Source organism: Variovorax sp. 20P10.2.4 (genome assembly GCF_058244205.1).
The window spans coordinates 1-10,085 of sequence record NZ_JBZAYE010000243.1 but is presented as its reverse complement, the minus strand read 5'-3'; the positions used below and the strand labels follow the sequence as shown (position 1 = coordinate 10,085).

Sequence of the window (10,085 nt, the reverse complement as noted above, 5' to 3'; positions counted from 1 at the left end):
GAGGCCTCGTCGCGCCAGTAGGCGACCGCCGCGAGCCAGCCTTCCCAGACGCAGCCGTTGCAGCCGCGCCCGCAGCAGGTGGTGGGTTCGGGCGGGGGCGCGCGCATCGACAGGCCACGCTGCGCCAGCAGCGGCGCGATGCGCGCGATCAGGGCCTGGGCACTGGCGAGGTCGGTCGGCGTGGCGAGAAGGGCCGGGTCGGCGAAAGGCGAAGCGGGCATGCGGTGCGGGGCGGTCGAGGCGCGATTGTCGGTGCTTCAGCAGCCCTTCAGGCCGCGCGGGCGATCGTCCGCAGAATCGCCGCGATGGTCCGCTCCGATGCCCTGCCCCGTCTGCCGCACGTCGACCTGCTGCGCGGCCTGCTGGTGGTCTTCGTGATCCTGCTGCATGCGAACCTGCGCCTGCCCTTCGGTCCGCCCGAGCTCGCGCAGGCGCTCGGGCCGCGCCTGCAGGGCATCCTGTTCAGGAGCGGCTACTACGCGGTGATCGCGTTCTTCGTGGTGTCGGGCTACCTGATCACGAGCGCGTCGCTGCGCCGCTGGGGCACGCTGTCGCGCGTGCCGCCCGGTGCCTTCTACCGCCTGCGCGCGGCGCGCATCCTGCCGAGCCTCGTGCTGCTGCTCGCGGTACTGAGCGTGCTGCACCTCGCGGGCAGCGCCTGGTTCGCGCTCGACACGACGAAGGTCTCGCTGCCGCGCGCGCTGCTCGCGGCACTGGGCCTGCACCTCAACTGGCTCGAGGCGCAGGTCGGCTACCTGCCCGGCCCCTGGGGCGTGCTGTGGTCGCTTTCGGTCGAGGAGGCCTTCTACCTGAACTTTCCATGGCTGTGCCTGCTCGCGCGCGGCGAGCGCCGCTTCGCGTTGTTGATGCTGGTGCCGATCGCGCTCGGGCCGCTGGCGCGCAGCGTGTGGAGCGACAACGAGCTGTGGCAGGACCACGCCTACCTCTCGGGCATGGACGGCATCGCCTTCGGCTGCCTCGCAGCGCTGCTCGCGCACCGCGTGCCGCGCGCGCCCTCGGCCATCGTGCGCCGGCTGCTGCTGGCCACGGGCGCGCTGCTGGTGGCGGGCGTGTTCTGCTTCCGGCGCGAGGTGTTCCAGCTCGGCCTCACGCGCTTCGGCCTGCAGGTCACGCTGCTCGAGCTGGGCCTCGCGCTGCTGCTGGTGGCGGCGCACTGGCAGCCCTGGCGCTGGTGCGCGGGCGCGGCCGCGGCGCCGCTGCGCTGGTTCGGGCGCCACAGCTACGAGGTCTACCTGAGCCATATGTTCGTGGTGATTTCCGGTGCCTGGTGGTTCCAGCAATCGGGCCTGTCGGCGACGTGGATTCCGCTCGGGTACCTCGCGCTGCTGGCCGTGTCGGGACTGCTGGGGCAGGTGGTGGCACGAGGCTTCTCCGAGCCCTGCAACCGCTGGCTGCGCAAGACCTGATCAGGTCCCGAGGTTCAGCTCCAGCCGCATCCGCGCGCCGCCCGTGTCGTTGCTGCCGATGGTGAGCCGCCCGCGGTGCAGGTGCGCCACCTCGGCCACGAGGTGCAGCCCGAGCCCGGCGCCGCGCCCGCGCGGCACCAGCCGGTGGAAGGGCTCGACCACGCGCTCGCGTTCCGACTCGGGAATGCCGGGCCCCGAGTCGAGCACCTCGATGCAGAACGGCTCGCACAGCCGCACCTGGATGTCGCAGCCCTGCCCGCCATGCTCGATCGCGTTCTGGATCAGGTTGGTCAGCGCGCGCTCGAGCGAGGGCGCATCGCCGCCGACCACGATCGCCAGCGGCGCATCGACCGACAGGGTGCAACGGTTCATGATCGCGAGCGGCGCGAGGTCGGCCGCCGCGCGCTCGCACAGCGCCTTCAGGTCCACCTGCTGCGCCTGCACCACCACGCCATCGAGCCGCTGCAGGTCGAGCAGCTGCTCGGCCAGCGTGGCCAGCCGCGCCGAGGCCTGCATCAGCTTGACCTTGAGCGGATCGTTGGGCAGCCCCTCGAGACGGATCTGCAGGATGGTGATCGGCGTGCGCAGCTCGTGCGCCGCGTCGGCCAGGAAGCGCTCCTGCCGGTCGTAGCCCTCGTTGAGCCGGTCGAAGGCGCGGTTGACGGCATTGACCAGCGGCCGGATCTCGCCGGCCACGCCGTCGAGCGGCAGCCGCGTGGTGCGCTCGTGCACGTCGATGCTCTCGGCATGCGCGGCGGTGGCGATCAGCCCCTTGAGCCCGCGCTTCACCACGAAAGGCGTCGCGAGGATCACGCCGAGGCAGGTGACCAGCGCCATCGGCGCCACCAGGAACAGGAAGGCCACGCCGGTGCCGCGCAGCGTGCTCTTCATCGACAGCGGGCTGCCGGTCTGGACCATCATCGCGACCGGTCCGGCGCGCGTCTCGACGCGCTCGAAGCGCGCCTTCGGCTGGCCGTTGCTGGTGGCGAGGTCGATCCACACGCGGTCGATGCCGTCGAAACGTCCGGCCAGGCCGAGGTAGCGCTCGGGCACCTCGCCCTGCACGAGCTGGTGGCCCTGCGCATCGCGCACGATGAACCACAGGCCCGCGCCGGCGTTGCCGCGCAGCTGTTCGAACTCGGGCGTGGGCGCGAGCGCGAGTGCGCCGTCGCCCGCGCGCACGACCGCATCGCGGATCACGCGCACCGTCTCCTCGCCGGTTTCGTCGACCACCCGGCCCAGCACCCAGGCCAGGCCGATGAAGCCGCCCATCACCAGCAGCCCCACCACCACCTGCAACAGGATCAGGCTCCAGATCAGCTGCCAGCGCAGCGACAGCAGCTTCATGCGGCGCCCGGCGCCGCGCACAGCAGGTAGCCCACGCCGCGGATGGCGTGGATCTCGACCTGGGCGCCGGCCTTGTCGAGCTTGGAACGCAGGCGCGAGACGTGGGTGTCGAGCGCGTTCGAATGGATGTCGCCCTCCTGCCCATAGACGCGGTCGTGCAGCGATTCGCGCAGCACGGTGCGCCCGCGCTGCTCGAGCAGGGCCTCGAGCACCAGCAGTTCGCGCCGCGTGAGCAGCAGGCTCTGCGCATCGACATGCGCCTGCCGCTGCAGATGGTCGAACTGCAGCCGCGCCAGCGCGGTGACCGGGTTGGCGCGCAAGGCGGGACGCCGCGCGAGCGCGCGCACGCGCGCCATCAGTTCGTCCATCGAGAAGGGCTTGGCGAGGTAGTCGTCGGCGCCGCCGTCGAGGCTCAGCACGCGCTCGGAGATGTCGGCCATCGCGGTGAGCACCAGCACCGCGGCCGCGATCCCGTTGGCGCGCAGGAACTCGATCAGGCTCAGGCCATCGCCATCGGGCAGGCCGCGATCGAGCACGATCACCTCGTGCTGGCCCGCGAGCACCGCGTCCTGTGCCTCGCGCAGCGAACCCGCCACGTCGACCACCGCCTGGTTCTGGCGCAGTGCCGCCGCCAGCGCCTGCGCGAGTTCGGCTTCGTCTTCGACCAGCAGGATTCTCATATCGGGCGGGAATTCTAGAGGCCGGCCCCGATCCGACCCCGTAATGTTCACGCAATGCCGGCGCCTACCCTGGCCGGTTCATCCATCCAGGGAGCCCAGGTGACACCCCTCTCGTCCCGCCCCGTCAGGACCCCATGGCACGCGGCGCTGGCGCGGCGCATCGCCACGCTCTGGATCACCAAGATGCTCGGCACCACGCTCGGCATCTCGGGCTTCTTCGTGCTGTATTTCTGGGTCATGCACCACCCGCTCGGCCTGCCGCTCACGATGCCGCTCACGGCCATCGACCACTGGGTGCCGCTGAGCGATGACGCGCTGCCGCTCTACGCCTCGCTGTGGCTCTACGTGGGCCTGGCGCCGGCCCTGGCCAAGGACCGTGCCGAGCTGCTGCTGCATGCGCAGGCTGCGGCGCTGATGGCCGCCATCGGGCTCGCGGTGTTCTGGCTCTTTCCGACCGTGGTGCCGGTGTTCGCGGTCGACTGGACGCAGTACCCCTCGCTGCAGTTCCTCAAGAGCACCGACGCGGGCGGCAATGCCTTCCCCTCGCTGCACGTGTCCTTCGCGGTGTTCACGGCCGTGCTGATGACGCGCCAGCTGCGCAGCGTGGACGCGCCCGGCTGGGTGCTGGCGCTCAACTGGCTGTGGGCGGCGGGGATCGTCTACTCGACGCTGGCCACGCGCCAGCACGTGCTGCTCGACGTGCTCGGCGGCACGGCGCTGGCGGGGTTCATGAGCTGGATCACCGGGCCGGCGCGGCGGCGGCTGATCCTGGTGGGCGCCTGAGGCGGCGCCCGGCCTTCATCACCAGAAGATCCAGAGCGCGAGGCCGCCGAAGATCGCCCACTTCACGAGGTAGTACACGCGCTTGTCCCAGGCCTTGAGGCGCTTGCCGATCACGCGGATCTGGTAGATGTACTTGAAGGCGCGGTTGATGCCGCCGGTCTTGTCGCCGGCATCGTTGGGCGAGCTGGCCGCGGCCAGCAGGTTCTTCGCGAACCAGCGGTTGACGGCGCTGGCCCAGCGGTACTTGAGCGGACGCTCGATGTCGCAGAACAGGATCACGCGGTCGTGGTCGGTGGTGTTCTCGGCATAGTGGATGTAGGTCTCGTCGAACACCACCGATTCGCCGTCGCGCCAGTGGTAGCGCTGGCCGTCGACGTCGATGTAGCAGCCCTCCACGCCCGGCGTCCACAGGCCCAGGTGGTAGCGCAGCGAACCCGCGAAGGGATCGCGGTGGCGCACCAGCCGGCTGCCGGGCGGCAGCTCGGCGAACATCGCGGCCTTGATGGTGCCGATGCCGCGCAGCAGCTCGGTCGTGCGCGGGCACAGCACCGCGGCCGAGGGATGGGCCTCGTCGTACCACTTGAGGTAGAAGCGCTTCCAGCCGCTCTTGAAGAAGGAGTTGAAGCCCACGTCGTTGAACTGGCTCGAAGCCTTGATGCTGCCGCCGTTGCGCATCGCGAGCGCCTCCTCGCGGATGACCTCCCAGTTCTCCTCGAGCACGCGCATCTCGGGGAATTCCTTGGGCGACAGGTAGGGCGTGCTCGGCACCTTCGAGAAAAGGTACATGAACACGTTGAGCGGCGCGAGGAAGGTCGAGTGGTCCGACAGCTGGCGGAAGAAACGATGGCGCACCTGGCCGCGGAAATGCACGTAGAGCGCACTGAGCGCGAAGATGGCGAGAATGACCCACTTCATGTGAGAGTGTCCTGTTCGGGGAGAGCGCTGGAGAGCACCCGCTAGTTTAATTCTTCACACTTCAACGAGCCTGACGCGGGTTTTGGCCCCGAAAACGGCCCCGCGCCTCAAGTGCGGCCCTCGAGCATCGGCTGCTCCTGCCCCTCGACCGCCAGCGGCAGCCGCACCACCGCCAGCAGCCCGCGGCCGCCGGCGCCGGTCTCGAGCGCCACGGTGCCGCCATGCTTGTCGACCACCGACTTGACGATCGCCAGCCCGAGCCCGCTGCCGCTCTGGGTCTGGCCCGGGCTGCGGAAGAAGCGGTCGAACACCCGCTCGCGCAGGCCGGGCGGGATGCCGGGCCCCTGGTCAACCACGCGCAGCACCGCGTGGCCCTGCTCGCGCGCCACCTGCACCTTCACCACGGTGCGGCGGGGGCTGTACTTGATGGCGTTGTCCACCAGGTTGTCGACCATCGACACCAGGCTCTCGCGCTCGCCGAGCACCGGCACCTCGCCGGCGCAGGCCAGTTCGAGCTCGACGCCGCGCGCATGCGCCACGCCCTCGATCATCGCGAGCCGGTCCTGCACCAGCGCATCGAGCGACAGCGCCACCGGCAGCGCGGCATCGGACACGGCGTCGCTGCGCATGAGCTGCAGCAACTGGCCCACCAGCCGGGTCGCGCGGTCGTTGCTGCGCAGCAGGTTGCCCATCAGCTCGCGCTGCCCGGAATCGATGCTCTGCGCCTTCAGCGCCTCCACGTTCACGCGCATCGCGGCCAGCGGCGTGCGCAGCTCGTGGGCCGCGTCGGCGATCAGGCTGCGCTCGCGCGTGGTGCTGTCGCGCACCCGCTGCAGCAGCGTGTTGATGCTCTGCACCAGCGGCTGCAGCTCGCGGTGCGGCGGCCGGTACGACAGCGGCGTGAGGTCGGCCGGCCCGCGCTCGGAAGTCTCGCGGCTCACGCGGCGCCAGGGCCGCAGCGCGAGCCGCACCGTGAGCCAGGCCGGCACCACCAGGAAGGGCAGGCTCACCAGCAGCGGCAGCAGGTAGTAGCCGCGGTAGGTGATGTTGACCACCAGGCGCCAGATGCCGGGCTCGGCGATCATCACGCGGGTGTCGAACTGCGGCGCATGCAGGGTGCGCGCGCGCCATTCGCGCCCGCCCACGTGCACCGTCTCGATCAGGTCGGGCACGCTGTTGACGATCTCGGGCACCGCATCGGTGGTGCGGTAGATCAGCTTGCCGCGCTGCCACACCTGCAGCATCGGCGAGGTGTCGGACTCGGCGTTGCCGTCGCTCGCGGTCTCGAGCAGCGCGAGGTCGAAGGCATGCAGGGTGTCGTACTGGCGCTTCGGGTCGTCGGCCAGGTTGATGGCGATCGCCGCCACGCTCTCGTAGATCTTGCTGAAGCGCAGCAGCTCCGGGTCCTTGTAGGAGTCGTAGAACAGCAGCCCGACGATCAGCGTCCACAGCGCCGCGACCACCGCCATCTGCGCCAGCACCAGCCTGCGCATCAGCGAGGGCTGGATCACCCGCCCGATGAAGCGCAGCGCGGTTCGGATCATGCGCGTGGGCTGCCGGCGCGCGCCAGCGACTGGGCGTCGACCACGTAGCCGATGCCGCGCACGGTGCGGATGTAGCCCTGGCCGATCTTGCGGCGCAGGTTCGAGATGTGGACCTCGAGCGAGTTGCTGCCGATGCCCGGACCGCCCGGCAGCACCTGTTCCTCCATCACGCGGCGCGTGACCACGCGGCCGGTGCGCTTGAGCAGCAGCGCGAGCAGGTCGAACTCGCAGCGCGAGAGCTCCACCTGCTGGCCGTCGACCAGCACGCCGCGCGTGGGCTCGTGCAGCGCCAGGCCGCGCATGCGGATGGTCTCGTCGTCGAAGCCATAGCTGCGGCGCGCGAGCGCGCGCACGCGCGACAACAGCTCGGCCAGCGCGAAGGGCTTGACCAGGTAGTCGTCGGCGCCGTCGTCGAGGCTGCGCAGCCGGTCGTTGAGCGCGTCGCGCGCGCTCAGCACGAGCACCGGCAGGATCTGGCGTTCGCGGCGCAGCCGCAGCAGCAGCTCGATGCCGTCGCCATCGGGCAGGCCGAGGTCGAGCAGCACCATGTCGAAGGCACCGCTGTCGAGGGTGCGGATGGCGTCGTCGAGACGGCGGACCCAGACCACGTCCATGCCCTGGTTGGCGAGCGCGATGCGCACGCCGTTGCCGAGTTCGAGGTCGTCCTCCACGAGCAAAAGATTCATGACAGTCTCCGTGCGGTGCGCCGCCCGGCACCTGGGGAGCGGGAAGTATCTGCCAAGCGGCGTTCGAGGACTTCAGGATTCCTTCATGAAGGCCACAGGCTGGCTTCAGGTCGCGTGCCCACACTGCCCGCCATGCCCCGGTTCCATCCCCTCTTCTTCCCGCCGCGGCGCGCCTTCCTGCGCGCCGCGCTGGCCTGGCCCTCGGCCGTCTCGCTCTCGGGCCTCGGCGGCCTCGTCACCCTCGGCGGCTGCGGCGGCAGCAGCCATCCGGGCAGCCCGCCGGCCGTTTCGCCCGCCGGCCCGACCGTGGTGTCGGTGACCGACCGCCGCGTGAAGGTGGCGCACGATGTCTCGCTGCACGTGCGCGACTGGCAATGCGACAACTGCCGCGGCCCGACCATCGTGCTGCTGCCGGGGCTGGGCGCCAATGCCTACGTCTTCGACGGCCTGGCCCATGCGCTCGCGCCGCGTGCGCGCGTGATCGCGGTGAGCCGGCGCGGCTATGGCCAGTCGGACAAGCCGCTGCCGGTGCGTACCGCCACCCAGCACTACGAGGTCGACACGCTGGTGGCCGACCTGCATGCGCTGCTCGACGGGCTCGGCCTCGACCGCGTGGTGCTCGCGGGCCATTCGATCGCGGGCAACGAGCTCACGCGCTTCGCGGGCCGGCATCCGCAGCGCGTGCGCGGGCTGGTCTACATCGATGCCACCTTCGACCACACGCGCGACCCCGCCACCGGCGGCCTGCCCGTGCCCGAGAACCGGCTGTTCCGCGAACCGGTGCCGCGCGAGGAGGACGGCGCCTCGATGGAGGCGGCGCTCGCCTACGCGCGGCGCACCGTGCGCCACTGGTCGGCGCCGCTGGAGGCCAACCTGCGCGACCAGCTCGACCTGCAGCCCGACGGCAGCGTGCGCCTCAACACGCCCGCCGCGGTGGCCGCCGCGATGGAGACCGCGAGCCATTCCTTCTCGCCCGACTACGCGCCGGTGCGAGCGCCCGCTCTCGTCGTGACCGCGATGCCGGGCGACATCCGCGACATCTTCCCCGCGCTGCCCGAGACGCTGGATGCGGCCACGCTGAAGGACGCGGCGGCCTACCTGCGCGTGATCCGCTACGTGCGCGTCGACGACGCGGCCCGCCTCATGGCGGCACTGAAGACGCACCACCAGATCGTGTTCGAGGACGCCTGCCACGGCGACTTCTTCATCGAGCGCGAGGCCGAGCTGGTGCGCGCCATCGAGGCGATGCGCTGGGCCTGAGGGCCGGCCGGTGGCGTCAATTCGGCGCGCGCAGCAGCTTGATCAGCGCGGCCAGCTCCTCGCCGCCGAGCCCCGCGGCATCGGCGCGCTGGAACAGGCCGGCCGCGAAGGCCGGGAACTCGCTGTTGATGCCGCTCTCGCGCGCCGTCTGCAGGATGCGCTGCGTGGCCTCGACCGAGATCCGCATCGGGCTCTGCGAGATCTTGAAGTCGCCCGACTGGATGACCGCGCCCTCGTGCTGCAGGAAGCCCGCGAAGGTCGGCATGATGCCCGCGACGATGCGCCCGAACTCGGCCACGTCGAAGCCCTCCGACTCGGCCACGCGCGCGCCGTGCAGGAAGCCCAGCATCGTGCCGTAGATGGTCGAGAGCGTCGCGAGGTCCATGGCCGCGGCATTGCTGATCTTCTCGCCGAGGTAGACGATGCCGCCGCCGAGCACCGCGAGCAGCGGCGCGACGGCACGGAACACCGGCTCGTCGCCCGACATCAGGATCGGCGTGTCGCCCTGGCCCATCTGCTCGGGCGCGGCCTGGATCGCGCCCTCGAGGAAGGTGGCGCCGTGGCGCTGCGCCCAGGCCTGCGCATCGCGCGCATCCTGCGGGCTGCCGGTCGTGAGCTGCACCAGCAGGCGGCCGTCCATCGCGGCGGCCACGCCCTCGGCGCCGAGGATCGCATCGGCCGCGCGGTAGTCGTAGACGCACATCAGCACCACGTGGCTCGCGCGCACCGCGGCGGCGGCGCTGTCGGCCAGCACCGCGCCCTGGGCGACCAGCGGCGCGGCCTTGTCGGCGCTGCGGTTCCAGACCGTGACTTCGTGGCCCTGTTCGAGGTAGAGGCGCGCGATGGTGGCGCCCATCGAACCGAGGCCGATGACGGTGATCTTCTGCTTGCTGCTCATGGGGTGTTCCAAAAAGGATTGACGATGGCTGCATGGTAGAAATCGCACCTCCCGATGGTCAAGTACCTACGATAAAGTGCGGTACTTACCAAAATGTCAGTATTGGAGAACGGCATGGCAGCGAAGAAGCCCTACGTCTGCGGCATCGGCCCCGCGTTCGAAGTCATCGGCGGCAAATGGAAGGCGCTGATCCTCTGGGAGCTGCACCTGCAGCCGCGCCGCTTCGGCGAGCTGCGGCGCATGCTGCCGGGCATCAGCGAGAAGATGCTGATCCAGCAGCTGCGCGAGCTCGAGACCGACGGCATCGTCGCGCGCGAGGTGTTCCACGAAGTGCCGCCGCGCGTCGAGTATTCGGAGACCAAGCTGGGCGCCACGCTCAACGCGGCGCTCGGCCCGCTCGCCGATTGGGGCGACCGCTACGCCAAGCGCGTGGAAGCAGCGCGCAAGCAGTCGGAAGCGGCCAGGCAGGGCTGAGGGAGATCGGATGAGGACGACGCTTTCGGAACCGACGCGCCGCAACGCACTGGCCACGATGATCGCGATGG

General features: G+C 70.6%; 11 protein-coding genes. 4 read left to right on the top strand and 7 right to left on the bottom strand.

Annotated elements, in window-relative coordinates; genetic code table 11:
* On the bottom strand, nucleotides 1–221 hold a 221-nt coding region (locus tag AC27VN_RS21580), incomplete at its 3' end, for an oxidoreductase-like domain-containing protein (RefSeq protein ID WP_490877841.1).
* Nucleotides 222–305: 84 nt separating this feature from the next.
* On the opposite strand from AC27VN_RS21580, the gene AC27VN_RS21575 reads away from it, so the two are divergent.
* A complete protein-coding gene (locus tag AC27VN_RS21575) occupies nucleotides 306–1,427 on the top strand; it encodes an acyltransferase family protein (protein WP_490877840.1) in 1,122 nt (373 codons plus the stop codon).
* Here the strand turns inward: AC27VN_RS21575 and AC27VN_RS21570 are convergent, their stop codons facing one another.
* Both AC27VN_RS21570 and AC27VN_RS21565 read right to left on the bottom strand, forming a co-directional pair.
* A complete protein-coding gene (locus AC27VN_RS21570) occupies nucleotides 1,428–2,774 on the bottom strand; it encodes a sensor histidine kinase (RefSeq protein WP_398498923.1) in 1,347 nt (448 codons plus the stop codon). It abuts the gene before it with no gap.
* Nucleotides 2,771–3,454: a response regulator gene (locus AC27VN_RS21565; protein WP_093340609.1), complete on the bottom strand. Its 684-nt coding sequence runs from the start codon at nucleotides 3,452–3,454 to the stop codon at nucleotides 2,771–2,773. The genes AC27VN_RS21570 and AC27VN_RS21565 overlap by 4 nt, the downstream gene beginning before the upstream one ends.
* Before the next feature lie 99 nt (nucleotides 3,455–3,553).
* Between AC27VN_RS21565 and AC27VN_RS21560 the strand changes: the two genes are divergently transcribed.
* Complete coding sequence (locus tag AC27VN_RS21560) at nucleotides 3,554–4,237, top strand: phosphatase PAP2 family protein (RefSeq protein WP_490877839.1); 684 nt, start codon at nucleotides 3,554–3,556, stop codon at nucleotides 4,235–4,237.
* A gap of 18 nt (nucleotides 4,238–4,255) precedes the next feature.
* Here AC27VN_RS21560 and lpxO read toward each other — a convergent pair whose 3' ends face one another.
* From lpxO to AC27VN_RS21545, 3 genes are all read right to left on the bottom strand, one after another.
* Nucleotides 4,256–5,152, bottom strand: coding sequence for a lipid A hydroxylase LpxO (lpxO, locus tag AC27VN_RS21555; RefSeq protein ID WP_093340613.1), 897 nt, complete (start codon nucleotides 5,150–5,152; stop codon nucleotides 4,256–4,258).
* 107 nt (nucleotides 5,153–5,259) lie between these two features.
* The gene (locus AC27VN_RS21550; protein ID WP_490877838.1) at nucleotides 5,260–6,696 is read right to left on the bottom strand and encodes an ATP-binding protein; all 1,437 of its coding nucleotides are present in this window, start codon (nucleotides 6,694–6,696) and stop codon (nucleotides 5,260–5,262) included.
* Complete coding sequence (locus AC27VN_RS21545; protein WP_057591573.1) at nucleotides 6,693–7,382, bottom strand: response regulator; 690 nt, start codon at nucleotides 7,380–7,382, stop codon at nucleotides 6,693–6,695. The genes AC27VN_RS21550 and AC27VN_RS21545 overlap by 4 nt, the downstream gene beginning before the upstream one ends.
* Before the next feature lie 132 nt (nucleotides 7,383–7,514).
* On the opposite strand from AC27VN_RS21545, the gene AC27VN_RS21540 reads away from it, so the two are divergent.
* Complete coding sequence (locus AC27VN_RS21540) at nucleotides 7,515–8,642, top strand: alpha/beta fold hydrolase (protein ID WP_490877837.1); 1,128 nt, start codon at nucleotides 7,515–7,517, stop codon at nucleotides 8,640–8,642.
* 16 nt (nucleotides 8,643–8,658) lie between these two features.
* On the opposite strand, the gene AC27VN_RS21535 is transcribed toward AC27VN_RS21540, so the two are convergent.
* On the bottom strand, nucleotides 8,659–9,540 hold the full coding sequence (locus AC27VN_RS21535; RefSeq protein ID WP_490877836.1) for an NAD(P)-dependent oxidoreductase: 882 nt from the start codon (nucleotides 9,538–9,540) through the stop codon (nucleotides 8,659–8,661).
* 114 nt (nucleotides 9,541–9,654) lie between these two features.
* Here AC27VN_RS21535 and AC27VN_RS21530 point away from each other — a divergent pair, with 114 nt between their 5' ends.
* Complete coding sequence (locus tag AC27VN_RS21530; protein WP_208510609.1) at nucleotides 9,655–10,014, top strand: winged helix-turn-helix transcriptional regulator; 360 nt, start codon at nucleotides 9,655–9,657, stop codon at nucleotides 10,012–10,014.
* The last annotated feature ends 71 nt before the right edge of the window (nucleotides 10,015–10,085 follow it).

Bases quoted from the DNA above. Each gene is read 5' to 3' on its own strand.
- AC27VN_RS21575 (WP_490877840.1), top strand. From the start codon at position 306: ATGGTCCGCTCCGATGCCCTGCCCCGTCTGCCGCACGTCGACCTGCTG.
- AC27VN_RS21570 (WP_398498923.1), bottom strand. From the start codon at position 2,774: ATGAAGCTGCTGTCGCTGCGCTGGCAGCTGATCTGGAGCCTGATCCTG.
- AC27VN_RS21565 (WP_093340609.1), bottom strand. From the start codon at position 3,454: ATGAGAATCCTGCTGGTCGAAGACGAAGCCGAACTCGCGCAGGCGCTG.
- lpxO (WP_093340613.1), bottom strand. From the start codon at position 5,152: ATGAAGTGGGTCATTCTCGCCATCTTCGCGCTCAGTGCGCTCTACGTG.
- AC27VN_RS21550 (WP_490877838.1), bottom strand. From the start codon at position 6,696: ATGATCCGAACCGCGCTGCGCTTCATCGGGCGGGTGATCCAGCCCTCG.
- AC27VN_RS21545 (WP_057591573.1), bottom strand. From the start codon at position 7,382: ATGAATCTTTTGCTCGTGGAGGACGACCTCGAACTCGGCAACGGCGTG.
- AC27VN_RS21540 (WP_490877837.1), top strand. From the start codon at position 7,515: ATGCCCCGGTTCCATCCCCTCTTCTTCCCGCCGCGGCGCGCCTTCCTG.
- AC27VN_RS21535 (WP_490877836.1), bottom strand. From the start codon at position 9,540: ATGAGCAGCAAGCAGAAGATCACCGTCATCGGCCTCGGTTCGATGGGC.
- AC27VN_RS21530 (WP_208510609.1), top strand. From the start codon at position 9,655: ATGGCAGCGAAGAAGCCCTACGTCTGCGGCATCGGCCCCGCGTTCGAA.